General features: G+C 62.1%; 21 protein-coding genes and 1 tRNA gene. 13 read left to right on the top strand and 9 right to left on the bottom strand.

Translation table 11 applies throughout. From position 1 onward, the window contains the following. Positions 1-138 precede the first annotated feature (138 nt). Positions 139-4,884, bottom strand: a complete 4,746-nt coding sequence (gene gltB / locus A3A9_RS0117935; RefSeq protein ID WP_027060004.1) for a glutamate synthase large subunit — start codon at positions 4,882-4,884, stop codon at positions 139-141. 469 nt (positions 4,885-5,353) lie between these two features. On the opposite strand from gltB, the gene A3A9_RS0117930 reads away from it, so the two are divergent. Further along, the gene (locus tag A3A9_RS0117930) at positions 5,354-6,406 is read left to right on the top strand and encodes a threonine aldolase family protein (protein WP_027060003.1); all 1,053 of its coding nucleotides are present in this window, start codon (positions 5,354-5,356) and stop codon (positions 6,404-6,406) included. Between the two features lie 128 nt (positions 6,407-6,534). On the opposite strand, the gene A3A9_RS0117925 is transcribed toward A3A9_RS0117930, so the two are convergent. Then, the gene (locus tag A3A9_RS0117925; protein WP_027030903.1) at positions 6,535-7,008 is read right to left on the bottom strand and encodes an Hsp20 family protein; all 474 of its coding nucleotides are present in this window, start codon (positions 7,006-7,008) and stop codon (positions 6,535-6,537) included. Positions 7,009-7,487: 479 nt separating this feature from the next. Between A3A9_RS0117925 and A3A9_RS0117920 the strand changes: the two genes are divergently transcribed. The 4 genes from A3A9_RS0117920 to A3A9_RS0117905 all read left to right on the top strand — a co-directional run bounded on the left by A3A9_RS0117920 (position 7,488) and on the right by A3A9_RS0117905 (position 9,961). After that, complete coding sequence (locus A3A9_RS0117920; RefSeq protein WP_027060002.1) at positions 7,488-8,465, top strand: alpha/beta fold hydrolase; 978 nt, start codon at positions 7,488-7,490, stop codon at positions 8,463-8,465. Between the two features lie 146 nt (positions 8,466-8,611). Beyond that, complete coding sequence (locus tag A3A9_RS45235) at positions 8,612-8,767, top strand: hypothetical protein (protein WP_202596390.1); 156 nt, start codon at positions 8,612-8,614, stop codon at positions 8,765-8,767. A gap of 3 nt (positions 8,768-8,770) precedes the next feature. Continuing rightward, positions 8,771-9,019, top strand: coding sequence for a DUF1127 domain-containing protein (locus A3A9_RS0117910; RefSeq protein WP_027060001.1), 249 nt, complete (start codon positions 8,771-8,773; stop codon positions 9,017-9,019). 111 nt (positions 9,020-9,130) lie between these two features. After that, a complete protein-coding gene (locus A3A9_RS0117905) occupies positions 9,131-9,961 on the top strand; it encodes a helix-turn-helix domain-containing protein (RefSeq protein ID WP_027060000.1) in 831 nt (276 codons plus the stop codon). Between the two features lie 6 nt (positions 9,962-9,967). On the opposite strand, the gene hisN is transcribed toward A3A9_RS0117905, so the two are convergent. Together hisN and A3A9_RS0117895 are read right to left on the bottom strand one after the other, a co-directional pair. Continuing rightward, on the bottom strand, positions 9,968-10,741 hold the full coding sequence (gene hisN, locus A3A9_RS0117900; protein WP_027059999.1) for a histidinol-phosphatase: 774 nt from the start codon (positions 10,739-10,741) through the stop codon (positions 9,968-9,970). Positions 10,742-11,055: 314 nt separating this feature from the next. Further along, complete coding sequence (locus A3A9_RS0117895; protein WP_027030908.1) at positions 11,056-11,997, bottom strand: N-formylglutamate amidohydrolase; 942 nt, start codon at positions 11,995-11,997, stop codon at positions 11,056-11,058. Positions 11,998-12,160: 163 nt separating this feature from the next. On the opposite strand from A3A9_RS0117895, the gene cpdR reads away from it, so the two are divergent. Next, complete coding sequence (gene cpdR, locus A3A9_RS0117890; protein ID WP_027030909.1) at positions 12,161-12,523, top strand: cell cycle two-component system response regulator CpdR; 363 nt, start codon at positions 12,161-12,163, stop codon at positions 12,521-12,523. Between the two features lie 105 nt (positions 12,524-12,628). Then, positions 12,629-12,703: transfer RNA gene (locus tag A3A9_RS0117885), tRNA-Val, on the top strand. Between the two features lie 260 nt (positions 12,704-12,963). On the opposite strand, the gene A3A9_RS0117880 is transcribed toward A3A9_RS0117885, so the two are convergent. The 5 genes from A3A9_RS0117880 to A3A9_RS0117860 all read right to left on the bottom strand — a co-directional run bounded on the left by A3A9_RS0117880 (position 12,964) and on the right by A3A9_RS0117860 (position 18,999). Continuing rightward, positions 12,964-14,028, bottom strand: a complete 1,065-nt coding sequence (locus A3A9_RS0117880; RefSeq protein WP_027059998.1) for a glycosyltransferase family 8 protein — start codon at positions 14,026-14,028, stop codon at positions 12,964-12,966. 252 nt (positions 14,029-14,280) lie between these two features. Next, on the bottom strand, positions 14,281-15,762 hold the full coding sequence (locus A3A9_RS0117875) for a hypothetical protein (RefSeq protein ID WP_245279065.1): 1,482 nt from the start codon (positions 15,760-15,762) through the stop codon (positions 14,281-14,283). Continuing rightward, entirely contained in the window at positions 15,707-16,675 is a 969-nt protein-coding gene (gene fcl, locus A3A9_RS0117870) for a GDP-L-fucose synthase (RefSeq protein WP_027059996.1), read from the bottom strand. The genes A3A9_RS0117875 and fcl overlap by 56 nt, the downstream gene beginning before the upstream one ends. Positions 16,676-16,686: 11 nt before the next feature. Continuing rightward, entirely contained in the window at positions 16,687-17,754 is a 1,068-nt protein-coding gene (gene gmd, locus A3A9_RS0117865) for a GDP-mannose 4,6-dehydratase (RefSeq protein WP_027059995.1), read from the bottom strand. 90 nt (positions 17,755-17,844) lie between these two features. Further along, on the bottom strand, positions 17,845-18,999 hold the full coding sequence (locus tag A3A9_RS0117860) for a dihydrodipicolinate synthase family protein (RefSeq protein WP_027059994.1): 1,155 nt from the start codon (positions 18,997-18,999) through the stop codon (positions 17,845-17,847). A gap of 239 nt (positions 19,000-19,238) precedes the next feature. Here A3A9_RS0117860 and A3A9_RS0117855 point away from each other — a divergent pair, with 239 nt between their 5' ends. Genes A3A9_RS0117855 through A3A9_RS0117830 form a run of 6 tightly spaced genes read left to right on the top strand, consistent with a single transcriptional unit; the run spans position 19,239 to position 26,515 of the window. Next, the gene (locus A3A9_RS0117855) at positions 19,239-20,297 is read left to right on the top strand and encodes a LacI family DNA-binding transcriptional regulator (RefSeq protein WP_027059993.1); all 1,059 of its coding nucleotides are present in this window, start codon (positions 19,239-19,241) and stop codon (positions 20,295-20,297) included. Continuing rightward, positions 20,294-21,310 carry a Gfo/Idh/MocA family protein gene (locus tag A3A9_RS0117850; RefSeq protein WP_027059992.1) on the top strand — a complete coding sequence of 339 codons (1,017 nt, stop codon included), beginning with the start codon at positions 20,294-20,296 and terminating at the stop codon, positions 21,308-21,310. Before A3A9_RS0117855 ends, A3A9_RS0117850 begins: the two co-directional genes overlap by 4 nt. Next, a complete protein-coding gene (locus A3A9_RS0117845; RefSeq protein WP_027059991.1) occupies positions 21,307-22,908 on the top strand; it encodes an acyl CoA:acetate/3-ketoacid CoA transferase in 1,602 nt (533 codons plus the stop codon). Before A3A9_RS0117850 ends, A3A9_RS0117845 begins: the two co-directional genes overlap by 4 nt. After that, complete coding sequence (locus A3A9_RS0117840; RefSeq protein WP_027059990.1) at positions 22,901-23,677, top strand: enoyl-CoA hydratase/isomerase family protein; 777 nt, start codon at positions 22,901-22,903, stop codon at positions 23,675-23,677. The genes A3A9_RS0117845 and A3A9_RS0117840 overlap by 8 nt, the downstream gene beginning before the upstream one ends. Before the next feature lie 14 nt (positions 23,678-23,691). Next, positions 23,692-25,203 (top strand): aldehyde dehydrogenase family protein, encoded by a 1,512-nt coding sequence (locus A3A9_RS0117835; RefSeq protein ID WP_033838654.1) that lies wholly within the window; start codon positions 23,692-23,694, stop codon positions 25,201-25,203. Between the two features lie 58 nt (positions 25,204-25,261). Beyond that, positions 25,262-26,515, top strand: a complete 1,254-nt coding sequence (locus A3A9_RS0117830; RefSeq protein ID WP_027059988.1) for an ABC transporter substrate-binding protein — start codon at positions 25,262-25,264, stop codon at positions 26,513-26,515. Positions 26,516-26,535 lie beyond the last annotated feature (20 nt).

The following is a 26,535-nucleotide window of genomic DNA, read 5'->3' as shown; positions in this document are numbered from 1 at the left end:
CCAGTTCCTGCTGTCCAGATGGTGCGGGGTTCGCCGCACCCGTTAACCTCTTGAGGCAGCCATGGCAAGCGTGCACCCGAGGTCAAACCGTCGATGAAGGTGGGCCGGGAAGCCTGGACCTCCCGGCAATTGCGAAATCTATTCGGCCGCGACGCCCATGCGCATGCGTTCCATCTCGATCAGCGCCCGGCGGTATTCGACCGGCATGATCTTGCGGAATTTCGGCCGGAAAGTCGTCCAGTCGTCGAGAATCTCGCGGCCGCGCACCGAACCTGTGAAGTGCACGTGGTTCGAGATCAGCTGGTAGAGCCGTTCCTCGTCATGGCTGGTCATGTCGCCGGAGACATCGACGCGACCCTTGTGGTCGAGATCGCCGCCATGGTGCAGCAGCCTTTCCATCAGATCGTCTTCTTCCGGCACCGGTTCCAGCTCGACCATCGCCATGTTGCAGCGCTCGGCGAAGTCGCCTGCCTCGTCCAGCACATAGGCAACGCCGCCCGACATGCCGGCAGCGAAGTTGCGGCCGGTCTTGCCGATGACGACGACGATGCCGCCGGTCATGTATTCGCAGCCATGGTCGCCGACGCCTTCGACGACGGCAGCCACACCCGAATTGCGCACCGCGAACCGCTCGCCGGCAACACCGGCGAAATAGGCCTCGCCCTCGGTCGCGCCATAGAGCACCGTATTGCCGACGATGATCGATTCCGCCGCGACGATCTTGGACTCTTCCGGCGGCCGGATGACGATGCGCCCGCCCGACAGGCCCTTGCCGACATAGTCGTTGGCAGCGCCGACGAGCTCGAACGAGACGCCGCGCGCCAGGAAGGCGCCGAAGGACTGGCCGGCGGTACCGGTGAGCTTGACCTGAATCGTGTCCTCGCGCAGGCCCTTGTGCTTGAAGCGCCTGGCGACTTCGCCCGACAGCATCGCGCCCGTCGAACGGTCGACATTGCGGATGTCGACCTCGATCTTCACCGGCAGCTTGCTCTCGAGTGCGGGCTTGGCCAATTCGATCAGCTTGCGATCGAGCACATCGGCGATCGGATGCTTCTGCCGCTCGGTCCAGTGCACCGCTTCATGTGGCGCATCGGGCTTGTGGAACATCTTCGAGAAGTCGAGGCCCCGCGCCTTCCAGTGCACGATCAGCTCGCGCTTTTCCAGAAGGTCGGTGTCGCCGATGATCTGGTCGATATGGGCGTAGCCCATCTCGGCAAGCAGTTCCCTCACCTCTTCCGCGACATAGAAGAAGAAGTTGATGACATGCTCGGGCGTGCCCTTGAAGCGCTTGCGCAGCACCGGATCCTGCGTCGCGACGCCGACCGGGCAGGTGTTGAGATGGCACTTGCGCATCATGATGCAGCCGGCCGCGATCAGCGGCGCGGTCGAGAAGCCGAACTCGTCGGCACCGAGCAGCGCGCCGATGATGACGTCACGGCCGGTGCGCAGGCCACCATCGACCTGCAGCGCCACGCGAGAGCGCAGGCCGTTCAGCACCAGCGTCTGGTGCGTCTCGGCAAGGCCCATTTCCCACGGGCTGCCGGCATGCTTGAGCGAGGTCAGCGGCGAAGCGCCGGTGCCGCCATCATAGCCCGAGATGGTGATGTGGTCGGCGCGCGCCTTGGCGACACCGGCCGCGACCGTGCCGACACCGACTTCCGACACCAGCTTGACCGACACGTCGGCCGCCGGATTGACGTTCTTCAGATCGTAGATCAGCTGCGCCAGATCCTCGATCGAATAGATGTCGTGATGCGGCGGCGGCGAGATCAGGCCGACGCCCGGCGTCGAGTGCCTGACCTTTGCGATAGTCGCGTCAACCTTGTGGCCAGGCAGCTGACCGCCTTCGCCGGGCTTCGCGCCCTGCGCCACCTTGATCTGCATCATGTCGGAGTTGACGAGGTACTCGGCCGTCACGCCGAAACGACCCGAGGCAACCTGCTTGATCGCCGAACGTTCGGGATTCTTGCCGCCGCCAGGCAGCGGCAAGTAACGGTCCGCTTCTTCGCCGCCCTCGCCGGTGTTCGACTTGCCGCCGATCTGGTTCATGGCACGCGCCAGCGTCGTGTGCGCTTCACGCGAGATCGAGCCGAACGACATCGCCCCGGTCGAGAAGCGCTTGACGATATCGGCCGCCGACATCACGTCGTCGAGCGCGACCTTCTTGCGACCGGTCTCCTCGGCCAGCTTGATCTTGAACAGGCCGCGAATGGCCTGGGCGCGAGCCGTCTCGCTGTCGATCTGCGCGGAATAGTCCTTGAACGTCTCCCACGAACCCTGGCGCACGGCATGCTGCAAGGTAGCGACCGCATCGGGCGACCACATATGGGCCTCGCCGCGCATGCGGAACAGATATTCGCCACCGACTTCCAGGCTGTTGCGCAGCACCGGATCGTTGCCGAACCCGTCCGTGTGACGGCTGACCGTCTCGCCCGCGACCTCGTCCAGCCCGACGCCTTCGATCAGCGTCGCGGTACCGGTGAAGTATTGCTGCACGAAATCGGTCTTCAGCCCGATCGCGTCGAAGATCTGCGCGCCGCAATAGGACTGATAGGTCGAGATGCCCATCTTGGACATCACCTTGAGGATGCCCTTGCCGATCGACTTGATGTAGCGCGACACGACTTCGTAGGCGTCGACCTCTTCCGGCAGCTCGCCGCGCTTGTGCATGTCGAGCAGCGTGTCGAAGGCGAGATAGGGGTTGATCGCTTCCGCGCCGTAACCGGCAAGGCAGCAGAAATGATGCACTTCGCGCGGCTCGCCGGATTCGACGACGAGGCCGACCGAGGTTCGCAGACCCTTGCGGATCAGGTGATGATGGACCGCGGCTGTCGCCAGCAGTGCTGGAATGGCGATGCGGTCCGGGCCGAGCTGGCGGTCGGATAGGATGATGATGTTGTAGCCGCCGGCGACGGCTGCCTCGGCGCGTTCACACAGGCGGTCGATGGCGCCCTGCATGCCGGCAGCGCCCTCGCTCGACCCATAGGTAATGTCGATCGTCTTGGTGTCGAAACGGTCCTCCGTATGACCAATCGAGCGGATCTTTTCCAGATCGCCATTGGTCAGGATCGGCTGTCGCACCTCGAGCCGCTTGCGGCGCGAATTGCCGACCAGGTCGAAGATGTTCGGCCTGGGGCCGATAAAGGACACCAGGCTCATCACCAGTTCCTCGCGGATCGGGTCGATCGGCGGGTTGGTGACCTGGGCGAAGTTCTGCTTGAAATAGGTGTAGAGCAGCTTCGACTTGTCCGACATCGCCGAGATCGGCGTGTCGGTGCCCATCGAACCCACGGCTTCCTGGCCGGTGGTCGCCATCGGCGACATCAACAGCTTGGTGTCTTCCTGGGTGTAGCCGAACGCCTGCTGGCGATCGAGCAGGCTCACGTCCCTGCGCAGTTCGCGTGGTTCGACCGGCTTCAGATCTTCCAGGATAAGCTGCGTGTTGGCGAGCCAGGTCTTGTAAGGATGCTTGGTGGCGATCTCCGACTTGATCTCCTCGTCGGGAACGATGCGGCCCTTGGCAAGGTCGATCAGAAGCATGCGGCCAGGCTGCAGCCGCCACTTCTTGACGATCTTCTCCTCCGGCACCGGCAGCACGCCGGCCTCCGAGGCCATGATGACGCGGTCGTCATCGGTGACGATGTAGCGCGCCGGGCGCAGGCCGTTGCGGTCGAGCGTGGCGCCGATCTGGCGGCCATCGGTGAAGGCGACCGCCGCCGGCCCGTCCCACGGCTCCATAAGGGCTGCATGGTATTCGTAGAAAGCCTTGCGGTCGGCACCCATGAGCTTGTTGCCGGCCCATGCTTCCGGGATCAGCATCATCATGGCGTGGCTGAGGCTGTAGCCGCCCTGGAACAGGAACTCGAGCGCATTGTCGAAACACGCCGTGTCGGACTGGCCGTCATAGGAGATCGGCCAGAGCTTCGAGATGTTGTTGCCGAACAGTTCGGAATCGACCGACGCCTGCCTGGCCGCCATCCAGTTGTTGTTGCCGCGCACGGTGTTGATCTCGCCATTATGCGCGACCATGCGATAGGGATGCGCGAGCTTCCACGACGGGAAGGTGTTGGTCGAGAAACGCTGGTGGACGAGGATCAGCGCAGTCTCGAAACGCGGGTCCTTGAGGTCCTTGTAATAGGCGCCGACCTGGTAGGCCAGGAACATGCCCTTGTAGACGATGGTGCGCGCCGACAGCGACACGCAATAGGCGCCGATATCCTTGTTGTCGTTCTCGGCGTAGATGCGGCCGGAGATGACCTTGCGCAGCAGATAGAGCCTCGCCTCGTATTCCTCGTCATCGGGAATGTCAGCCGTGCGGCCGATGAAGACCTGGCGATGGAACGGCTCGGACGCGACGATGTCGGGCGCCTTGGACAGCGACGAATTGTCGACCGGCACGTCACGGAATCCGAGCAGCGGCAGCCCCTCGGACTGCGCCGATTCGGCGATGATTTCTTCGATATGGGCACGCAACTCCGCGTCCTGTGGCATGAACCAGTGTCCGACGCCGTATTGACCGGCGGACGGCAGTTCAATGCCCTGGGCTGCCATTTCCTCGCGGAAAAATTGGTCGGGAAGCTGCACCAGAACGCCGGCGCCATCGCCGACCAGCGGGTCGGCGCCGACGGCGCCGCGATGCGTCAGGTTTTCAAGCACGGCAAGCCCGTCCTGGACGATCTGATGCGACTTCACGCCCTTCATATTGACGATGAAGCCGACGCCGCAGGCATCATGCTCGTTGCGTGGATCGTAGAGGCCCTGAGAGGCAAAACCGGTTCGGCCAATGTCGGTTCGGCCAATGGCGGTTCGAGACGTATTTTTGACGGCAGCCGCTTTCGTCTGCGCGGCCTGGCCGTTCGTCGCAGAGAGCGTCATGTCCGTCATTGTCCTGTCCTCCATCCCAGCCCTTCAGGCGCCGGTTTGCCTTGGCAAGCGCTTGGCTCGCCCTGATCCCTGTGGCACGTCTTGCGAAATCCTTGCGAAACCAGGCGGCCTCCCGCATGGCTCCATCGTACAGGCCAGCTCCTGGCCGTCCACCTGTCGCTCGCAGCAACAGCCGGAGAGGCCAATATGTTACGCCAATCCAGCCTGTTTTGTGCGACAAAATAAGACAGCACTACTGTCCTAAATTTTTATGGCAGAATTCCCCAAGACACACAAGACCGATTCACAAAAAACTTGGGCGTTCCGCGACATAAAATTTCGTGAAGTTGACGAAAAACGTAAGCTTAAGTCGCCAACCTTTTAGCTCTGAGTTGATTGGCTTTAACGGTTTTCCGGCATCTGGCCCCTTGCGATTGGCCCGCGAAACCGGTCAAGTTCGCCCCGGTTTCCCCAAGACATAGGCAGATGCATGTTCTTCGCTTCCGACAATTGGGCAGGCGCCCATCCCAATATCGTTGCCGGCCTGTCGGCCGCGGCCGGCGGCTTTGCCACCGCTTATGGTGACAGCGCACTCGACCAGGCGGTCTATCAGCGCTTCAGCGAGATTTTCGAACGTGAGGTTGCCGTGTTCTTCGTGGCGACCGGCACCGCCGCCAATTCGCTGTCGCTGACCACCTTCAACAAGCCCGGTGGCATTTCCTTCGCCCATCGCGAATCGCATGTCATTGAAGACGAATGCGGCGCGCCGGAATATTTCTCGGGCGGCTCGCGGCTGCACGCCGTGGATGGCGCACTGGGCAAGATCGACCCGCACAATCTGGAACGGACAATCGGCCGTTTCGCACCAGAAATCGTCCATTGGGGCCGGCCGATGGCCGTCTCCATCACCCAGTCGACCGAGGTCGGCACCATCTACGGCCTGGAAGAGATCGAGACGATCTCGGCCATCGCCAAGAAGCATTCCGTACCGCTGCACATGGATGGCGCCCGCTTTGCCAATGCACTGGTCGCGCTCGATACGACGCCGGCCGAGATGACCTGGAAGCGCGGTGTCGACATCCTGTCCTTCGGTGGCACCAAGAATGGCTGCTGGTGCGCCGAGGCGATCGTGTTGTTCGACCTCGACCGTGCCAAGGAACTGGCCTTCCTGCGCAAGCGCGCCGCCCAGCTGTTTTCGAAGTCGCGCTTCGTCGCGGCGCAATTCGAAGCCTATTTCAAGGACGGCCAATGGCTCGACACCGCGCGCCACGCCAACGCCATGGCTGCGCGGCTGGCGGCGGCGATCGAGGATTCGGCCAACGCGAAGCTCGCCTGGCTGCCGCAGGCCAACGAAGTGTTTGCGGTGATCAAGAAGAGCGAAGCCGACAGGCTGCAGGCAGCGGGCGCTGCCTTCTACGACTGGCACAAGCCGCATGGCTTCGACGGCCATGTCGGCGAGGATGAGTTGCTCTATCGCTTCGTCACCAGCTTTGCCACGACATCAGAGGACGTCGACCGTTTTGGCCAGCTGATCGCCGGATAACAGGTCGCTGTTATAGCCAACAAAAAAGCGGCGCCTTTCGGCGCCGCTTCCGTCTCGGGAGGAGACTTCAAAGCAATTCCAGGAAAAGTCTGAAGCGGTTTTCCGTCCGGAATTGCGTATGACAGATATTACGCGGCTGCAGCCGTCTTGGCCTCGATCTGCTTGGCCTTGGCCGGAGCCGAGGTGATCGCGATCTTGCGCGGCTTCAGCTCCTCGGGAATGTTGCGCTTGAGGTCGACGAAGAGCAGGCCGTTCTTCAGCGCGGCGCCGACGACTTCAACGTGATCGGCAAGCTGGAAGCGGCGCTCAAAGGCCCTGGAGGCAATGCCGCGATAGAGCAGCTCGGAGCCTTCGCCGGTACCCTCGTCCTTGCGCTCACCCTTCACGGTCAGCACGTTGCGGTGGGCTTCGATCGAGATTTCCTCGTCGGAGAAGCCCGCAACCGCCATCGAAATCCGGTAGGAATCCTCACCGGTGCGCTCGATGTTGTAGGGCGGATAGGTCTGCGCGCCATCCGGCTGCGCAAGCGAATCCAGCATGGTGAAGAGACGGTCGAAGCCGACGGTCGAGCGGTAAAGCGGGGAAAAATCAACATGACGCATGAGGTGTTCTCCTGTTGAGCAACATGGTTTGCGTATGGCCGGTGCGAAACCCATAAGCGGCGTTTCGGGAGGACCAGCGGCCCCGACATTGGCGACCGCAACCCACATCTGGGGAGCGCTCGAAAGCATTTCAAGATTTTTTGCTGGATGGTGAAAGCGGAGTGACCTGCCCTTGATGAACGGCAGATGAACCGGCGCTTCGGCGCCCGTTCAGACAGCCGGCGCTAAAGTCCAACCAAGATCAAGGATTGGCGGCGCCGGATCTTGCTGAGGTGCCGCAACGAGGCCGACCGGGTGTTAACGTCCCTTCCTCCCGGATCGACAAGGCCGGAAGCACGCTCTCGAGCGGCTTCCGGCCTTCCCCGTTGCAACCCGGCAAACCCGGATTTGCTTTGCTTTTGATGTGTTGACGTCTATCAACTCGGGCGGGGCCAGCCGCGACAGGCTGGCACGTGAAGACGCCAAGCACAAAGCGCCGAATGACGGACCTTTTCCAAGACACGCCGCTTTTCCACGAAACCGAGGGCAATCCGCGACCGGAAAACGCCACCGGCGGCTTCTTCGTCACGCGTGATCGCAAGAAGATCCGCTATGGCCTGTTCGCGGCGGTGGCGCGTCCCATGCGGGGCACGGTGGTGCTGCTGCCCGGCCGCAACGAGTGCATCGAGAAATATTTTGAAACCATCCGCGACCTTGCCGCGCGGGGCTTTGGCGTCGCTACCCTCGATTGGCGCGGCCAAGGCGATTCCGACCGGCTGATCCGCGATCGCCAGCGCGGTTATGTCAAAAGCTTTCGCGATTATACCGCGGACCTCGAACAGTTCTTCGAGGAGATCGTGCTGCCCGATTGCCGCGGGCCGTACTACATCCTCGCCCATTCCGCTGGGGCGGTGATCACGCTGCTCGCCGCGCCATCCATGGTCAACCGCGTGCGGCGCATGGTTTTGATCGCGCCGTTCCTGACGCTGCCCGACCTGCCGGTTTCGATCACGACCGTCCGCCGCATCTGTTCGTTTTTCTGTGCTTTGGGCCTTGGCCGGCTCTATGCTGCCTGGGGTCCGCGTCCCAGACACACGCTTCCGTTCGAGGCCAACAAGGTGACTTCTGACCCGCAGCGCTACCGCCGCAACACGCGCATCTACGAAGAATATCCGCAAATGGCGCTTGGTGGTCCGACGATCCGCTGGCTGCAGGCAGCGGCCAAGGCTTCGGAGGCCGTCAGCGATCCTGACTTCATGGCCCGGATTCAGGTTCCCTTGCTGATCATCGCCGCCGGCGCCGACCAGGTCGTCTCGACCAAGGCGGTGGAGGGATACGCCAGAAGGCTGAGACTCGGTTCGATGCTGATGATCGACGGCGCCAAGCACGAAATCCTGCAGGAAGTCGACCTCTACCGCGAACAATTCCTCGCCGCCTTCGACGCCTTCATTCCCGGCTCCGACGACCCGACGGCCTGATCGGCGCCATAGCTGACACACCGTTGTCAGTATGGCCGGGGGGCCGCACCCCCACGGCACACAAACTGCTAAAGATTCTGACAGCCCATACCCGTTCCAGAATGCTCATCTGCATGCGTCGAACTGAACGCCATGGAGATGAGATCATGACCGAGAAAACCTGTGCCGCCTGCGATTGCCAACTCGATGCCAACCCGATCCGCGTCAAGGTCGGCGGCAAGACCGTCGAGGTCTGCTGCGAAGAATGCGCCTTCGCGCTGAACGAAGCCGGCGCCTCGGCGGCCGGCGCCGGGGAGGAGTGAGCGATGCGTCCGAACCATACAGCGGCGGCGCCCTATCTGGCCTGCAACGGTCGAGCAGAGACGCCAGCAATCGGCGCCTCGACCTTTCGCGGGTCCTTGCGCGCACGTAGCGTCGCGGTCGCCAACTGGATCGGCCGGCAGATGGAGAAACGCCGAAGCCGGATGGCCTTGCAGGAAATGACCGACGACCAGCTCAAGGATATCGGTCTGTCACGCGGCCAGGCCTATTCGGAATTCAGGCGGCGCTTGTGAGATTGAGAGCCACCTGTCGAGAAGTCTCCTGACAGGATTGGGCAGGCCGTTCGCGTAAAGTGCCCATAGCACCTGGATCAACTCCCGGTGCTATGAAAGAACCCAAACATCATGTCGCAATTCACGGTTCACCCGCTCCTCGACACCGGCACCGTCAAGGTGCGTGATGTCGTCTGCAGCGGCGAATGCCGGCATAAAAGCGAAGAGGAATGCACGGCCGCCACACATCTGGTGTTTCCCTATCGCGGCGTCTTCGTGCGCCATGTCGGTCGCAATGACGCCGTCGCCGAAGCCAACCAACTGCTGTTCTTCAACGAGGCGGAACTCTACCGGATCAGCCACCCGATCGAAGGCGGCGATTCCTGCCTCGACCTCGTCATCGACGAGGCTCAGCTGCGGGAACTGGCGCCGAAGGAACAGCTGCGCTTCGGTGGTGTCCTGGCATTTCGTCGCCAGCGCCGCCGCATCGATCCGCGAGCGCAGGCGCTGGTGGCATTGCTGCGCCACAGCCTGAGCCGCAATGTCGCGGAAACGCTGGAGGCCGAAACGCTTGCCCTGACATTGGTGCGGCGGTCTCTCGGCGAACGTACCTCGCATGTCGCGGGCGCCAGTCCGGGACGACAGAAGCTGGTCGACCGCGCCAAGCTCGTTCTGTCATCGGACCTGTCACGGCGCTGGACGCTGGCCGAGATCGCCGCGGAGGTCGGCGTCTCTCCGGTTTATCTGACGCAAATGTTCCAGCAGGTCGAGGCGATGCCGCTCTATCGCTATCATCTGCGCCTGCGGCTGGCGCGTGCGCTCGACCTGCTCGGAAGCTACGACAATCTGACGACGCTCGGCATGGATCTCGGCTTCTCCAGCCACAGCCATTTCAGCTCGGCCTTCAGGCAGGTCTATGGGCGCACGCCGGCGGAGTTCCAGCGCTCGATCCGATTGCGCTGAAAGCAGTTAGCCGCGCAGAGCAGCCATGGCGGCTGCGTGCAGCTCCGGTGTCGCGGCGGCCAGGATATCGCCGCCCTTTTCCGCCGGCCCGCCGTCGAAAGTGGTGACGATCCCGCCCGCCTTCTCGATGATCGGGATCAGCGCCACGATGTCGTAGGGCTTCAGCCCGGGATCGGCGACGATATCGACGCTACCAGACGCAATCATGGCGAAGGCATAGCAATCCGCGCCGTAGCGGGCGAGCTGGACCCGCTTCTCGAACGCGTCATAGCGGGTGCGCGCCTCGCCCTTGAACAGCGCCGGCGTCGTGGTGAACAGCGTCGCCTCGTCGAGCTTTGTCGTCTTGCGGGTCGTCAGTTTTCGCGGGCCGCCCGGCCCCTCATAATGCGAGCCCGAGGCGTTGGCGTAGAACAATTCGCCGGTGAAGGGCTGCGCCATCATGCCGGCGACGGCGTCGCCATCGACCGTCAACCCGACCAGCGTCCCCCACACCGGCAGGCCGGAAATGAAGGCGCGCGTCCCGTCGATCGGATCGATCACCCAGACATGCTTGCTGGAGATGTTTTCGCTGCCATGCTCCTCGCCCAGGATGCCATGATCGGGATACTCAGCCGATATCAGCGCCCGAATGGCACGCTCCGTCTCTCGGTCGGCTTCCGTGACCGGATCGAAGCTGCCCTTTTCCTTGTTGGCGACCGCGCCCTGGGCACGGAAGCGCGGCAAGGTTTCCGCCGCTGCCGCCTGCGCGATACGGCGCATGAAATCTATGCTGATGTCCAACTGAGTCTCCCGCCTTACGACATGCCCAACTGGCTCTGTCGCGAATTTCCTGCCAAAATAAGGGTGTTTATCGATTTATCCGTCGCGTTTTGCGTTGCCAAAATGTCACAAAAGCGTCCCCGAAACGCAATTTCCACATCACTCTGAATTAAAAATGCCTGAACGTCGCTTGACATTTGTGCACCGCACAATACCCTCGACCTCGGACAGGTTTTCCTGTCCATGCCCTCCTTGGGCGTTTCCTCCCTAGACTTCGACCGTATCGTGAAAGCGATGCGGTCTTTTTTTACGCCTTGCACTTTGGGCAGCCCATTTCACTCCGCCGCCAGCGGCAGGTCGATGAAATGATGGTCGGGCATCGCCATCAAATCCGCCGAAAATCGCGTCAAATCGTCGGCCAGCGCGTCGAAGCCGGCGGCCTTCTCGAATGTCCGCTCATTCATGTAGAGCCCGCGATTGACCTCGATCTGCAGCGCATGCAGATGACGCGCCGGGCGACCATAGTGCTCGGTGATGAAGCCGCCGGCATAGGGCTTGTTGTGGGCGACCGTATAGCCCATCGCCGAGAGCAGGCCGATCGCGGTCTCGGTCAGGGCCGCGGTGGCGGAAATGCCAAAACGGTCGCCGATGATGAAGTCCGGCCGCAGGCCGCTGTCGCCGACACGGATGCTGGCCGGCATCGAATGGCAATCGATCAGCACGGCAAAGCCGAAGCGGGCATGCGTCCTGGTCAAAAGCCGCTTCAGCGTCTCGTGATACGGCTTGTAGACGGCTTCGATGCGGGCGACCGCTTCGGCCAGCGGCAAGCGGCCGGAATAGATGTCGAGCCCCTCGCCGACGAGCTTCGGCACGGTGCCGAGGCCGCCGGCCACCCGCGCCGACCGGATGTTGCAGAAGGACGGCACCGGTTCGGCGAACATGCGTGGGTCGAGTTCCCACGGTTCGCGATTGACGTCGAGATAGGCGCGCGGGAAATTCGCCGCCAGCATCGGCGCTCCCAGCGCCACGGCACCGCCGAACAGCTCATCGACATAACAGTCTTCCGAGCGGCGGATTGCGTTGCGGTCGAGCCTTGCCATGGCAAGGAAGCGCTCTGGATAATAACGGCCGCTATGCGGTGAGTTGAACAGGAAGGGTACGCGCTGCTCGGCGCCCGATCGGATTTCGAAGGGTGGAACGACCGAAAAATCCTCGGCTGCCGTCTTCAATTTGCACGAACCCGAAAACACCAATGCGTCATCATATGAAAGTGCCACCTTGCTGGCCGCATGTCCAGCATTTCGCCACGCACATTGCCTTGCCAAATGCGGATAATGCTTCGCCGCGTTCACTTGATGTTTACCGTCACCTCCTCATATACAGGATGGTTAACGGGCTGCCCCAGCGGCAGGCTCGGGCGGGTGATTCGGACGGGATATCATGGCACGCATTCTTCTGGCTGAAGACGACGACGATATGCGTCGGTTCCTCGTCAAGGCGCTGGAACGCGCCGGCTACCAGGTCACCGATTTCGACAATGGCGCCAGCGCCTATGAGCGGCTGCGCGAGGAACCGTTCTCGCTGCTGTTGACCGACATCGTCATGCCGGAGATGGATGGCATCGAGCTGGCGCGCCGTGCCACCGAGATCGATCCCGACCTCAAGGTCATGTTCATCACCGGTTTCGCCGCCGTTGCGCTGAACCCGGATTCCAAGGCGCCGAAAGACGCCAAGGTGCTGTCGAAGCCCTTCCACCTGCGCGACCTCGTCAACGAGGTCGAGAAGATGCTGCAGGCGGCCTGAGCCGCCTTCCGCAAAGGCATCATCGCTGCGGCGAGACGACGCCTTCTTTCCTTTTTCTCGCTATTGACGCGCCGGACCAAAAATGGTGTATGCGCGGCTTCGGATGGGCGTGTAGCTCAGCGGGAGAGCACTGCATTGACATTGCAGGGGTCACAGGTTCAATCCCTGTCACGCCCACCATCCTTTCAATAACTTAGCTAACATCTTGATAGACCGCACCGGGCTCACCGGCTGCCTCGTCTCGGGCCCTGTCGTCAATGAGCTTCCATCGCTTCAGATGGGCGCTTAGTCGCTTCCAAGGCGCACTGGCGGCTAACGTGTATTCGCGGACCGGTGCGGGTCTGCACTTCTAGCGGCTCGCTCCTCCCCGCCAACGGCGGTATTTGAGAGCCCGCTGCCCCAACCGCCGCCCAAGGCAGCGGGCTGGTTTTTTCAGATATTCAGGCCCGGTCGCGTCTTGCCTGCAGGATCAGACGACGCTTCTGACGCCGCCGATCGCCGAACGGGAATAGAAGATAGCCGATATTGCGCAGCCGCCGCACAAACGTTGCAACGGTGCGCCTGGCCCGGCCCACCTTTCGCGGTGGCGCGATGGCTTCCGACAGCACCTGTTCATACCACGAGGTGATTCGGCTCCAGATCCAGAAATGGTGCCCCAAAGGACGGTTGATGGAATGCCAAGGCTTCAGAGGGCCCGGGTAGTGCACAATGAAAGGGTCTTCTACCGACGCTCCGTAAACTTGCGCGTCCTCGGTCGCGAGTTGCGTCTCCAGCGCGACCGCTGAGACAACGTTCCAACGAGGATCGATGACGGCAACCCGGCCATTGAACAGAATGTTCAAGACATCCTGGTCGACAAACCAATAGGCCCTCTCCGCCAGAATCGACCGCACGCAGTGATCGTAGGCTGGACGATCTATGCGAGCCAAATCGAATAGCAGGACGCCGGCTTGAAAATACCCATCCGGATCCTTCAGGCACAAATAGTTCGAAACATAGTTTTCAGCAGTTGCAGAACCCCAAGCCTGCGGCGACAGCACGTTTGTTCGGCGGAACGATAGCATTAAGAAATCGCGCACGGCGCCAATCGGCTTCCCGCCAAGCTCGATCTCGTGCAATCCGGCAATATCCCGGAGTACTACAACATCGGAATCAAGGTATATGACCTTCGAAAAATGCTTGAGGATTAGTGGAATCCACAATCTGAAGTATGTTTCGCGCGAGAAATGGAGATGAACAGGCAAAATTATGCCAATGTCCTCCTCCGAGATCTCTATGAAGCGCAGCGAGATATTACTCCGTCGGGTGACGGCCGCCCCCAGCCGCCGCTGCGTTGTAAGCGAAATATCCTGGTGGAAAACCAGGATGTCATACGACCGGCATACATCCGCATGGGCAACAATCGAAGCAAGAAGGGCTGCGGCATAGGGCGAATAACGTTCATCAAACGAAAGAACAACGGCGATTCCCTCGTTTGGAAAGGCCGGCCTGACTTCCTCGCGCATTCTATTGGCTCTCTCTACAAACGTCGTCGGGTGTTCGACCACTCTGTTTCACGCTCTGTTGGCGCATATCAGCCAATGAAAACGAACAAAGCACTGCATTGACATCGCATGGTCACAGGTTCAATCCCTGTCACACTCACCATCCAGATCTATTTATATCAATGTGCCAGGTCTCTACTCCCCTCAATATGATTGCCGGCGCACAAGCCAGCCTCGCGGCGCACCGATCGCCCTGATATGCTCGATCAGGACTCAGACCCAGAACCTCAACCGGCCAAGCCGCCATCTTGCCTTTGCCAGCCGGCCGGATTTCGGCTTCTTGCCCAGAAGAATTCGCCGTCTGACCCTCCTGAAGATCGGATTTTCCGGCTCGACCTTTACCAGCCTTGCCGCCATCTCCACCGCCGACTTCCCGTCCTCCAGCACTTCAAGCAGAATGTAGGCCGCGCAAGCCATGGCGTAGGGATGGCCCGCCCTTGCCGCCGCGAAGAAGACCTCCAGGTCCCTGGCCATGGTAAGACCACCACCAACCTGGCCGGCTAGGGCGCCCATCATCTGCAGTGGAATTTTGGAGCGCCGTCGGGATTGGCCGATCATCAGCGATTTCAGGATGGCCTCGCCGGCTGGATAGTTGCCTTCGTGGAAATGGGACGCCGCCATCTTCAGATCATAGACGTCGTTTTCCGGATCCAATGCCCCTGCTTTTCCCAGCAATGCCCTCGCTTGCGCCGGAGCGATCTCGCCTTCCAGCGACAGAAATGCCCATTGGTAGCCAAAGGCTGCCTCGAGAGGATGGTAATCGGCTTGATGCGCCTGCAATTCCTCCATGATGAGTTCCGCCGCGCGCTGCTTGTCGAACAACGCACTGATGCCCAGGCATGGCACCTCGCCCATGACGGACGCCACCACCGCGTAGATGCTGTTGCCGGCATGAATCTGCTGGCACCTTGCCATCAGCGCCATCTCGAAGAACGCGCTGAGGGCCTCCTCCCCCTCGAAGGCCGCAGCGCCGAAGTCGTCTGTCCGCAACGCTCCGGTTTGCGCGCTGACATAATCGACCGTCGCGCGATCCTGGCCGACAAGAAGCGTCGTCAGGCCCTTCGACGAGAGTTCCGCCACGACAGCCTTGGCCAAGGTCGAAGGGATGACCTTGTCGGCGAAAACCAGCCTTTTGCGATATTGACCATAGACGATGTCACCACTGCGAAGGTGCAAGGCGGCCATCGGACCGGGAAAGCGGCATTTGCCGGCGGCATCCAGTGCCTGCCGCACGGCGGGCGCGAAGCCGAAGGCCCGCAGCGCTTCGGATGGGTTTGGTCGGACCCCCTCGTCGCGGAAGATATCGAGAACGCCGAAATCGTCGCAGATCCAGCCGCGCAGCTTTCCCGATCTTGCAACCGCCTCAAGGTCCGACGGCGCGAATACAGAGCCGCCAAGAACGCCGAAATCAGCAGGCTTGATCCTGTCGCCCAGCCAGTGCTTCTCGATGAAGTCGCCGGAGAATATCTTCCCGACCACGTCGACGGTATGGGAGTCCTCGTCGGTGATATCCCTGCTGTTCCAGGTGAAGCCAAACCGGTAGCCAAGCCGGTCGGCAAGGGACTTGGCGTTGGCCATGGCCAACAGGCGGCCGCCCAGCCCGTCGATCCGGTTGGCGACAATCAACATCGATCTGTCGTCACGCGGCTCCGAGCCGGACATCGCCCTTTTCAACGTGGCGGAGAAACCATTCATATGTCTGTTCCAATCCGCTGCGCAGCGAATATCGGGGGCGCCAGCCGATGGCAAACAGCCGCGATACGTCCAGCAGTTTGCGCGGTGTTCCGTCCGGCTTGGTCGTATCGAACGTAATCTCCACGTCTCCGCCAACGATCGAGGCAACCGTCCTGGCCAATTCGGCAATGGTGATATCCTGACCCGAGCCTACATTGACATGGCTTTCGCCGCTGTATGTTTTCAGGAGCGAGACCAGCGCATCGGCCGCATCGTCGACATAGAGGAATTCGCGCATCGGCTTGCCCGATCCCCACACTTGCAGGGTCTTGCGACCGGCCTGCTTTGCTTCATGTGCCTTGCGCATCAACGCGGGTATGACGTGGCCTGATTCAAGGTGAAAATTGTCCCCTGGACCGTAGAGATTGGTTGGCATCGCCGAGATATAGTCGACGCCGTATTGGCGCCGATAGGCCTGGCAGAGTTTCAGCCCGGCAATCTTGGCGATCGCATACCATTCATTGGTTGGTTCGAGCGGACCGGTCAGCAAGGCGTCCTCGGAAATCGGCTGCGGCGCGAGTTTCGGATAGATGCAGGACGAACCGAGGAACAGAAACTTGCCCACGTCGCTGCGGAAAGCGCCCTCGATGAGATTGGTTTGCACAGCGATATTGTCATACAGGAAATCGGCCGGAAACCGGTCATTGGCCAGGATGCCGCCGACCTTGGCCGCAGCCATCACCACGGCATCCGGCCGACGATCGGCCATCCAGCGCCGCACACCGGCCTGATCCAGGAGATCGAGTTCAGCACGCGTCGCGGTCAGGATCTCGCAGTCCTCGGCTGCCAACCTGCGCACGACGGCAGACCCGACCATGCCGCGATGCCCTGCCACGAATACCCGTTTGCCCCTGAGGTCGAAGGTTTCGTTCATCGCACAGCCTCTCAAGAACGGCCGCCAGGCCTGGCATCGGCGTCAATATCTTCCAGATCGGCCCGCACCATCTCGGCCACCAGTTCCTTGAAACCAGTTATAGGCGACCAGCCGAGCTTGGCTTTTGCCTTGGACGCGTCTCCGACAAGCAGATCGACCTCGGTCGGCCTGAAATAGCGCGGATCGATTCGTACCAGAACGGCGCCCGAGCCGGCGTCGGCGCCGACTTCGTCGACACCTTGCCCTTGCCAGTGAATGGTCCGCCCGGTCTGAGCAAAGGCCAGCTCGACAAATTCGCGCACCGAATGCGCCTCGCCTGTCGCCAGAACGAAATCATCCGCTTCCTGATGCTGTAGGATACGCCACATGCCCTCGACATAATCGAGCGCATGGCCCCAGTCGCGCTTGGCGTCGATGTTGCCGAGATAGAGCGTGTCCTGCTTGCCGCGATGAATGGAAGCAACCGCCCGCGTGATCTTGCGGGTCACGAAAGTCTCGCCGCGCAGCGGGCTCTCATGGTTGAACAGGATGCCGTTGGACGCGAAGATGCCATAGGCCTCGCGATAGTTGACCGTCGTCCAGTAGGCATAGAGCTTGGCCACAGCATAGGGCGAGCGCGGACGGAAGGGCGTTGTCTCGCGCTGCGGAACTTCGAATGCCTTGCCGTAAAGTTCCGAAGTCGAGGCCTGGTAGAAGCGTACCTTTTGTTCCAGGCGCAGGATGCGGATCGCCTCAAGCAGCCTGAGCGTTCCCAGTGCATCGGCATTTGCCGTGTATTCCGGTGTCTCGAAGCTTACCTGAACATGGCTCTGGGCGCCGAGATTGTAGATTTCGCTGGGCTGCGTCTCCTGCACCAGACGGATCAGGTTGGTGGCGTCCGTGAGATCGCCATAGTGCAAGAAGAACCTGACATCGCCTTCATGCGGATCGACATAAATATCGTCGATGCGCTCGGTGTTGAATGAGGATGAACGGCGTTTGATGCCATGGACAACATAGCCCTTCTGCAAGAGCAGCCGCGCCAGATAAGCCCCATCCTGACCGGTTATCCCGGTGATGAGGGCCACTTTGTCTGCCATTGCCCACTGGTCCTTTGATCCTCTCGCAGACTGAAACCAATACCGCAAATTCCCCGCGCGTGGGACATTTCAGCCCAAATTTCGTTCGCCTCAGCCGCCCGCGACGGCGCACAGGCTCTTCATCCTTGATACGGCAAGGTCGGGATCGGCCAGCAATCCTGCCTGGTCGGCAAGGCGAAAGACCTCGGCATAGTGGCGGATGCCGCGTGCCGACTGCATGCCGCCGACCATGGTGAAATGGTCCTGGTGACCGTTCAGCCAGGCCATGAAGACGATGCCGGCCTTGTAATACTCGGTCGGCGCCTCGAATATCTTTCGCGATAACGGCACCGTCGGCGCCATCAGCGCGTCATAGCCCGCCTGATCGCCCGCAGCGAGCCTTGCCAGGGCGGCGTTGGCTACCGGCGCAATGGCGTCGAAAATGCCAAGCAGAGCATGCGAATGCCTGTTGCCGTCTCCGGCGATCAGTTCGGGATAGTTGAAATCGTCACCGGTGAACATGCCGACGCCATCCGGCAACCGGTTGCGGAGCGCGACCTCCTTGTCGGCATCCAGCAGCGACATCTTTATGCCTTCGACCTTGTTTGCGTGGCGTTCGATGACGGCAACCACCGTATCGAGCGCGGTCTCGAAATTGCTGCTGCCCCAATAGCCCTTCAGGGCCGGGTCGAACATGTCACCCAACCAATGCAGGATGACCTTGCTGGAGGCCTGCCCCAGAATCCGGTCATAGACGGCGGCGTAGTCGTCCGGCCCCTTTGCCACCGCCGCCAGAGCGCGGCTGGCCATCATGATGGCCTTGCCGCCCTGTCCTTCGATGAAAGCGAACTGCTCCTCATAGGCGGCAACCACGTCATGCAGTGTCCTGGCCGACATCGGCGCCAGATGGTCGGTTCCCGCACCCGAGGCAAGATCGGCGCCAGCAACGGAGCGCGCCTCGGCGATTGAGCGGCGGATCAATTCCTTCGCGCTTGCCCAGTCGAAGCCCATTCCGCGCTGCGAAGTGTCCATCGCCTCGGCGATGCGGAAGCCGAGCCGCCACAGATGATGGCGGAACGCCATCGTGCTTTCCCAGTCGACCACGGGTCGCGACCACGGATCGGTCATTCCAAGGGGATCGGCAACGACATGCGCGGCGGCATAGGCGATGCGCGAAAACCGCGCGCCGATGTCAGGCTGCACCGGCTGTCCGACAAGCGCGTAGCGGGTGCTGCGGCCACCCTCACCAGGCAAGGCTATATCCATCGATCTCTCCCTTTATCGCGCCTATAAATGGAACGTTCCAATAAATCAAGAACCTTTAAGATTCGCAGGCGATTCCCGAGAAAATGCTGCGCCGCAGCAAAAAATCCGTTCCGCTGTATGGCTTGTGGCGTCGAATTATCAATTCTCCAGGCCGATAAAAAATCCCGATTGACTCTCGATTGGAGCAATGATTAGAACGTTCCAATAACTTTGACCAAAACCAGGGAGGAGATATCTGGATGGCCAGCCGGGCCAAGGCGACGATCTTCGACATCGCCCGCGAGGCAGGCGTGTCCAAATCGACGGTGTCGCTCGTGCTCCAGGGCAGCGGGCTGATCCGGCCTGAGACGGCGGTCAAGGTGCGCAAGGCGATCGAGGATGTCGGCTATGTCTACAACCGCGGCGCCGCCAATCTGCGCAAGGCCCATTCCAACGTCATCGGCATGGTCATCAACGATCTCACTAATCCCTTTTTCGCCGAACTGGCGGTCGGCATGGAGCGCGTCTTCCAGTCGGCCGGCATCGTGCCGTTCATCGCCAACACGGCGGAGAATCCGGTGCGTCAGGAAGAGGTGCTGAAGTCGCTGATGGAGCAATGCGTTGCCGGCCTCATCGTCTCGCCGGCGCGCGGCACCACGCCAGGCGCCTTCCGCCGCCTGGAGATGGCGGGCGTGCCGGTCGTCTTCGCCATGCGCCGCTTGCCTGAGAGCCGCATCCCGGTCATCGCACCCGACAATCATCGCGGCGCCTATCTTGCCGCTGCCCACCTGATCGGCAAAGGCCATCGCCGGCTCGCCTTCTTCGGCGGCTCTTCGGATCTGGTGGTCTATCAGGAACGACTTGGCGGCTTTCGCGAAGCCTGCGAGGTCCTGGGAATAGCCGCCAGCGACGTGCTTGTGGTCGAGGGCGAGACCAGCCGCAGGGGCGGCATTGCCTGCCTGGAAACCGCCCTCACCATGGTCGAGCCGCCGACCGCTGCACTTTGCTTCAACGATGCCGTCGCCTTCGGCGTTATGCTGGCGCTGCGCAAGCGTGGGCTTGAACCGGGCGCGGATTTCGCCGTCGTCGGTTTCGACGACGTGGTCGAGGCCGAGCACTACATGCCGGCGCTGACCAGCGTTTCCGTGGACACCGCCGGTCTTGGCGAGCGCGCCGCCCACGTCATGCTCAAGATGATCCAGTCGCGCACCACGCGTGCCGAAGACCATATCGGCGCCGTCAATCTCGTGGTCCGGGAAAGCTGCGGTCCCGATCGCCGCACGCAAGGCAGGCCTGCGGCAACGGGAGGTGCTGCATGAGCGTCAGATGGGGACTGATCGGCGCCAGCACGATCGCCGGGCAATTCATGATCAATGCCATTCGTGCGCAAGAGGGCGGCGAGATCGCGGCGGTGATGAGTTCCAGCGCCGAACGCGCTAAAGCCTATGCTGGGGAACACGACATTGCGCTTGCGGTCTCGACGCTCGACGGCCTCCTAGGAGCGGACATCGACGCCGTCTACATCTCGACCACCAACGAACTGCATCTCGAACAGGCGCTTGCCGCCATCAAGGCGGGAAAGCATGTGCTGTGCGAAAAGCCGCTGGCGCTGACCAGCGCCGACGCGCGCACGATGGTCGCCGCGGCCAGGGCCGCGGGTATCGTGCTTGGCACCAACCATCACCTGCGCAACGCCGGCGCGCATCGCGCCATGCGCGACGCGATCGCCGCCGGTCGCATCGGCAAGCCGATCGCCGCGCGCGTCTTCCACGCCGTCTACCTGCCCGAGAACCTACAGGGCTGGCGCATCACCAAACCCGAGGCGGGCGGCGGCGTGGTGCTCGACATCACCGTGCATGACGCCGACACGCTGCGCTTCGTCCTCGGTGACGATCCGGTCGAGGTCTCGGCCTTCACGCAGTCGGCCGGCATGGCCGGCAGCGGGCTGGAAGATGGAGCGATGTGCATCTGGCGCTTCAAGTCCGGCGTCATTGCCCAGTCGCATGAAGGCTTCACCACCCGGTTCGCCGACACCGGCTTCGAGGTGCACGGCTCGGAAGGGTCACTGATCGGCCGGAATGTGATGACGCAAAAGCCTGTCGGCTCGGTCATTCTGCGCACCGCCAAGGGGGAAGAGGAATTGAGCTTCGACCGCGAGGATCTCTATGCCAGGTCGCTGCGCCAGTTCCACGCCGCGATCCGTGGCGACGGCCAGCCTTCCGCCACCGGCGAGGACGGCATCTGGTCGCTGACCTCAGCCGAGGCGGCATTGCAATCGGCCGGCTCCGGCAGGGCCGTCAAGATCGACCCGAAACTCGGGAGCATGAAGTGAGTAAGGTCGTTTCCGCAGCCCAGGCTGCCAGCCTGATCAAGGACGGCATGACCGTGTCCGTGTCGTCGTCGAGCGGCCTCGGCTGCCCGGACGCTGTGCTGGCCGCCATCGGCGAACGCTTCGATACGGAAGGCCATCCAAAGAACATCACCACGCTGCACCCGATTGCCGCCGGCGATATGTATGGCATCAAGGGCATCGATCATCTGGCCAAGCCCGGCCTTTTGAAGCGCACGCTGTGCGGCTCCTATCCATCCGGCCCCTCTTCTTCCGAACCGCCGCAGATCTGGAAGATGATCGGCGACAATTCGGTCGCCGCCTACAATGTGCCGTCCGGCATCCTGTTCGACATGCACCGCGAGGCCGCGGCCAAGCGGCCGGGCGTGCTGACCAAGGTCGGCCTCGACACCTTCGCCGACCCGCGCCACCAGGGCTGCGCCATGAACGCGGCGGCAAACGAGCCGATCGTCTCGGTGCAGCTGTTCGATGGCGAGGAATGGCTCTATTTCCGCTCGATCGTGCCTCACGTCTCGATCATCCGCGCCACCACGGCGGACGAGCGCGGCAACCTTACGTATGAGCATGAAGGCGCCTATCTCGGCGGTCTCGAACAGGCGCTCGCCGCCCGCAACAATGGCGGCGTCGTTATCGCGCAGGTCAAGCGCGTCGTCGAGAACGGCACGCTGAAGCCGCATGATGTACGGGTTCCCGGCGTGCTGGTCGACCACATCGTGGTCGCGCCCGACCAGTTGCAGACGACGCTGACGCCTTACGATCCGGCGATTTCGGGTGAAATCTTCCGGCCGCTATCGACCTTCCGCAATGCCGAGATGAACGTCCAGAAGGTGATTGCCCGCCGCGTCGCCATGGAGCTTCGCGACGGCATGGCCGTCAACATCGGCTTCGGCATCTCGGCCAATGTGCCGCGCATTCTTCTGGAAGAAGGCCAACACGGCAAGGTCACCTGGGTGATCGAACAGGGGGCGGTCGGCGGCGTGCCGCTGCTCGATTTCAAATTCGGCTGTGCCTCCAACGCCGAGGCGATCATGCCCTCGCCGCACCAGTTCATCTATTTTCAAGCCGGCGGCTTCGACGCCTCGCTTTTGTCCTTCCTGCAGATCGACCGCCACGGCTCGGTCAATGTCTCGAAGCTTTCTGCGCGGCCGCATGTCACCGCCGGCGCCGGCGGTTTTGTCGACATCACCGCGCGGGCCAAGAAGATCGTCTTCTCCGGCTTCTTCAATGCGGGCGCCAAGCTTTCGCTGGCCGATGGCGGCATCCGCATCGACGCGGAAGGCAAGGTCAAGAAGGTGGTCAACGAGGTCGAGCACATTTCCTTCTCCGGCAAGCGCGCCGTCATGCAGGGGCAGGACATCACCTATGTCACCGAGCGCTGCGTGATGAAGCTGACACCGGACGGGTTGATGGTGACGGAACTAGCGCCGGGCATCGACCTCGAGCGCGATGTGCTGGCGCAGTCCGAAACTCCACTCGGCGTCGCCAACGACCTCAAGGTGACGCCGGCGGCGCTCTATCAGGACCAGCCGATCGGCCTGTCGCTCAATGGCGGTGCCTCGCTTGGAGGCGCGCATGGCTGAACGCCTTGTTACGTTCGAAAGGGATGGCGCCATCGGCACCATCACCTTGCGTCGGCCGGAAAAATTCAACGCGCTCGACATTCCGATGCTGCGCGCGCTGGAGGCAGCACTCGACGAGGCGGAGGCGGCTCAAAACGTCCGCGTCGTGTTGCTGCGCGGCGAAGGCAAGGGTTTCTGCGCCGGTGGCGATGTCGAGGCGTGGGGTGAGATGAGCGCCGCCGATTTCCAGGTGCAATGGGTGCGCTACGGCCACCGCGTCTTCGACCGGCTGGCGCGGCTCCGGCAGCCGACCATCGCCGTGCTATCAGGCCATGCGCTGGGCGGCGGGCTGGAACTGGCGGTTGCCTGCGACTTCCGCGTCGCCGAAGCGCAAGTGAAACTCGGCTTCCCGGAAACCTCGATCGGCGTCGTGCCCGGCTGGTCCGGTACCCAGCGCGCGGTGCGCCGCTTCGGCGCGCAGACCGTGCGCCGCCTGGCTTTGGGTGGCGAGGTTTTTGTTGCGGCCGATGCGCTCGCTCTGGGCGTTGTCGATAGGGTTGTCGAGACCGGCAAGGCGTTCGACGAGGCCAAGGCCTGGGGAGAAAAGATCGCCGAGCGTGGCCCGCTGGCGACGGAAGCCGCCAAGCTGATGATCGCCGTGGCCGAAGGCGAAGAAAGTGCTGCCGCCGTCGAAGCATTGGCCAGCGGCTTCATCGCTTTGACCGGCGATCTCAAGGCTGGCGTGAGCGCCTTCAAGACCAAGCAGAAACCAGCATTTTCAAGAAGCTAGAGAAAACAGCCCTGATGAACGCTCCCCTTAACATAGCCATGCCCGCCGAGGCATCCGCCGCGCCGAAAACCTATCGGTTGCTGATCGACGGCAAGCATGTCGATGCCCGCGACGGCCGCACGCTGGAGCGCAAGAGCCCTGGCCATGGCTTCACGGTTTCGCGCTATGCGCAAGCCGGCGAGACCGAGGTGGAAGCTGCGGTGCAGGCCGCGCACAAGGCATTCGAGACCGGCCCCTGGCCACGCATGAAGGCCTCCGAACGCGCCGCCATCCTGCTCAAGACGGCCGACCTGATCGAGGCCCGGCTGGAAGACATCGCCCGGCTCGACGCGCTGGAATCGGGCAAGCCGATCGCCCAGGCGCGCGGCGAGATCGGCGGCGCCGTCGACATCTGGCGCTATGCCGCGGCACTTGCCCGCACGCTGCATGGCGAGAGCTACGCCAATCTCGGCGACGCCATGCTGGGCGTAGTGGTGCGCGAACCGATCGGCGTCGTCTCGATCATCACGCCATGGAATTTCCCGTTCCTGATCGTCAGCCAGAAACTGCCTTTCGCGCTCGCCGCCGGCTGCACGGCGGTGGTCAAGCCGAGCGAAATGACTTCGGCATCGACCTTCGTGCTGGGCGACATCCTGATGCAGGCCGGCCTGCCCGCCGGCGTCGTCAACATCCTTGCCGGTCTTGGCGCCGATGTCGGCGCGCCGATGGTCAGCCATCCCCTGGTCGAGATGGTGTCGTTCACCGGCTCGACCCGCGTCGGCAAGATAACCATGGCGGCGGCCTCGAATTCGCTCAAGAAAGTCTCGATGGAACTCGGCGGCAAGAACGGCCAGATCGTCTTTCCCGATGCCGACCTCGAAGCCGCCGCCGACGCGGCCGTGTTCGGCGGCTTCTTCAATGCCGGCGAGTGCTGCAATGCCGGCAGCCGGCTGATTGTGCACGCGGCAATCGCCGACGATTTTCTGGCCGCCGTAAAGGCACTTACTGGCAAGGTGACGGTCGGAGATCCGCTCGATGACCGTACCAAGGTCGGCGCGATGATTTCCTCCGACCATTTGGCGAAAGTGACAGATTACGTTACGGCAGCCGCAAGCGGCGGCAATAATGTCTACAGCGGTGGCAAGCAGTTGGCCTCCAATGCCGGTCAATATCTCGATCCGACCATCATCCGCGGCGTCACCGAGGATATGGCCATAGCGCGCGAGGAAGTGTTCGGACCGGTGCTCTCCGTGCTGACTTTTGAAACGATTGAAAAGGCGTTGCACATCGCCAACAACACGCCCTATGGTCTGTCTGCAGGCGTGTGGAGCGCCAGCATCGACACGTGCATGTCGGTGGCGCGTGGGGTGCGTTCTGGGACGGTCTGGGTGAACACATTCATGGAAGGTTATCCCGAACTGCCTTTCGGAGGCTACAAGCAGTCCGGTCTCGGACGCGAACTCGGAAAGCGCGCCGTCGAAGACTATACCGAGGAAAAGACAATCCAGTTTCATCGCGGCCAGCGTACCGGTTGGTGGGTCGGCTGAGTTGGGAAGAACCCGGTGGGCTTCCACCGGTCGTGTAATGCAACAAGGGAGGTAGTACATGTTGCGCAAACTGCTTATCGGAACGGCTCTTGCGACGAGCTTTGTGTTCTCGGCGCATGCCGCGGACGTCAAGGAAGTGCAGATGCTGCATTGGTGGACGTCGGGCGGCGAAGCGGCTGCTCTCAACGTCCTCAAGGGCGATCTGGCCAAGGAAGGCTATGCCTGGAAGGACGTCCCGGTGGCCGGCGGTGGCGGCGACGCTGCCATGACCGCGCTGAAGGCGATGGTCGCGGCCGGCAATTATCCGACCGCCTCGCAGATGCTCGGCTACACCGTGCTCGACTATGCGGCGGCCGGCGTCATGGGCGACCTGACCGAGACGGCCAAGAAGGAAGGCTGGGACAAGGCGGTTCCGGCGGCCCTGCAGAAGTTCTCCGTCTATGACGGCAAATGGGTCGCGGTTCCCGTCAACGTCCACTCGGTCAACTGGCTGTGGATCAACAAGGCCGTGATGGACAAGATCGGCGGCACCGAGCCGAAGACCTTCGACGACTTCATCGCCCTGCTCGACAAGGCCAAGGCGGCAGGCGTGATCCCGCTCGCTCTCGGCGGTCAGAACTGGCAGGAAGCCACCATGTTCGATTCGGTCGTGCTGTCGACCGGCGGACCTGAGTTCTACAAGAAGGCCTTCAACGACCTCGATGACGCTTCGCTCAAGTCCGACACGATGAAGAAGTCGTTCGACAACCTCGCCAAGCTCGTCACCTATGTCGACCCGAACTTCTCGGGCCGCGACTGGAACCTGGCCACCGCCATGGTCATCAAGGGCGATGCCCTGGTGCAGGTCATGGGCGACTGGGCCAAGGGCGAGTTCCACGCCGCCAAGAAGACCGCGGGCACGGACTTCCTGTGCTATCGCTTCCCCGGCACCGACGGCTCGGTGATCTACAACTCCGACATGTTCGCCATGTTCAACGTTCCGGACGACCGCAAGGCCGCCCAGATCGCGCTGGCGACCGCCACCCTGTCGAAGAGCTTCCAGTCGGCCTTCAACGTCGTCAAAGGCTCGGTTCCGGCCCGTACCGACGTTCCGGACACCGACTTCGATGCTTGCGGCAAGAAGGGCATGGCCGACCTGAAGGCAGCCAACGACGGCGGCACGCTGTTCGGCTCGCTGGCTCAGGGTTACGGCGCGCCTCCAGCGGTCGCCAACGCCTACAAGGATGTCGTGACCAAGTTTGTCCATGGTCAGATCAAGACCTCGGACGAAGCCGTGACCGAGCTGGTCAAGGCAATCGACGACGCCAAGTAAGCGCCACGTCCCAAAAACGC

Source organism: Mesorhizobium loti CJ3sym, assembly GCF_000472785.1.
GTDB classification, from domain to species: domain Bacteria; phylum Pseudomonadota; class Alphaproteobacteria; order Rhizobiales; family Rhizobiaceae; genus Mesorhizobium; species Mesorhizobium loti_E.
The sequence above is the reverse complement of the archived record's forward strand: the minus strand, read 5'-3'. Positions and strand labels throughout refer to the sequence as shown.

What these genes read in the sequence shown, in the direction of transcription:
- A3A9_RS0117920 (WP_027060002.1), top strand. Translation starts at nt 7,488, where the DNA reads ATGACGGACCTTTTCCAAGACACGCCGCTTTTCCACGAAACCGAGGGC.
- A3A9_RS0117850 (WP_027059992.1), top strand. Translation starts at nt 20,294, where the DNA reads ATGAGCGTCAGATGGGGACTGATCGGCGCCAGCACGATCGCCGGGCAA.
- A3A9_RS0117840 (WP_027059990.1), top strand. Translation starts at nt 22,901, where the DNA reads ATGGCTGAACGCCTTGTTACGTTCGAAAGGGATGGCGCCATCGGCACC.
- A3A9_RS0117860 (WP_027059994.1), bottom strand. Translation starts at nt 18,999, where the DNA reads ATGGATATAGCCTTGCCTGGTGAGGGTGGCCGCAGCACCCGCTACGCG.
- A3A9_RS0117925 (WP_027030903.1), bottom strand. Translation starts at nt 7,008, where the DNA reads ATGCGTCATGTTGATTTTTCCCCGCTTTACCGCTCGACCGTCGGCTTC.
- cpdR (WP_027030909.1), top strand. Translation starts at nt 12,161, where the DNA reads ATGGCACGCATTCTTCTGGCTGAAGACGACGACGATATGCGTCGGTTC.
- A3A9_RS0117910 (WP_027060001.1), top strand. Translation starts at nt 8,771, where the DNA reads ATGCGTCCGAACCATACAGCGGCGGCGCCCTATCTGGCCTGCAACGGT.
- gltB (WP_027060004.1), bottom strand. Translation starts at nt 4,884, where the DNA reads ATGACGGACATGACGCTCTCTGCGACGAACGGCCAGGCCGCGCAGACG.
- A3A9_RS0117930 (WP_027060003.1), top strand. Translation starts at nt 5,354, where the DNA reads ATGTTCTTCGCTTCCGACAATTGGGCAGGCGCCCATCCCAATATCGTT.
- A3A9_RS0117905 (WP_027060000.1), top strand. Translation starts at nt 9,131, where the DNA reads ATGTCGCAATTCACGGTTCACCCGCTCCTCGACACCGGCACCGTCAAG.
- A3A9_RS0117855 (WP_027059993.1), top strand. Translation starts at nt 19,239, where the DNA reads ATGGCCAGCCGGGCCAAGGCGACGATCTTCGACATCGCCCGCGAGGCA.
- fcl (WP_027059996.1), bottom strand. Translation starts at nt 16,675, where the DNA reads ATGAACGAAACCTTCGACCTCAGGGGCAAACGGGTATTCGTGGCAGGG.
- A3A9_RS45235 (WP_202596390.1), top strand. Translation starts at nt 8,612, where the DNA reads ATGACCGAGAAAACCTGTGCCGCCTGCGATTGCCAACTCGATGCCAAC.
- A3A9_RS0117835 (WP_033838654.1), top strand. Translation starts at nt 23,692, where the DNA reads ATGAACGCTCCCCTTAACATAGCCATGCCCGCCGAGGCATCCGCCGCG.
- A3A9_RS0117880 (WP_027059998.1), bottom strand. Translation starts at nt 14,028, where the DNA reads ATGCGCGAGGAAGTCAGGCCGGCCTTTCCAAACGAGGGAATCGCCGTT.
- A3A9_RS0117875 (WP_245279065.1), bottom strand. Translation starts at nt 15,762, where the DNA reads ATGAATGGTTTCTCCGCCACGTTGAAAAGGGCGATGTCCGGCTCGGAG.
- gmd (WP_027059995.1), bottom strand. Translation starts at nt 17,754, where the DNA reads ATGGCAGACAAAGTGGCCCTCATCACCGGGATAACCGGTCAGGATGGG.
- A3A9_RS0117830 (WP_027059988.1), top strand. Translation starts at nt 25,262, where the DNA reads ATGTTGCGCAAACTGCTTATCGGAACGGCTCTTGCGACGAGCTTTGTG.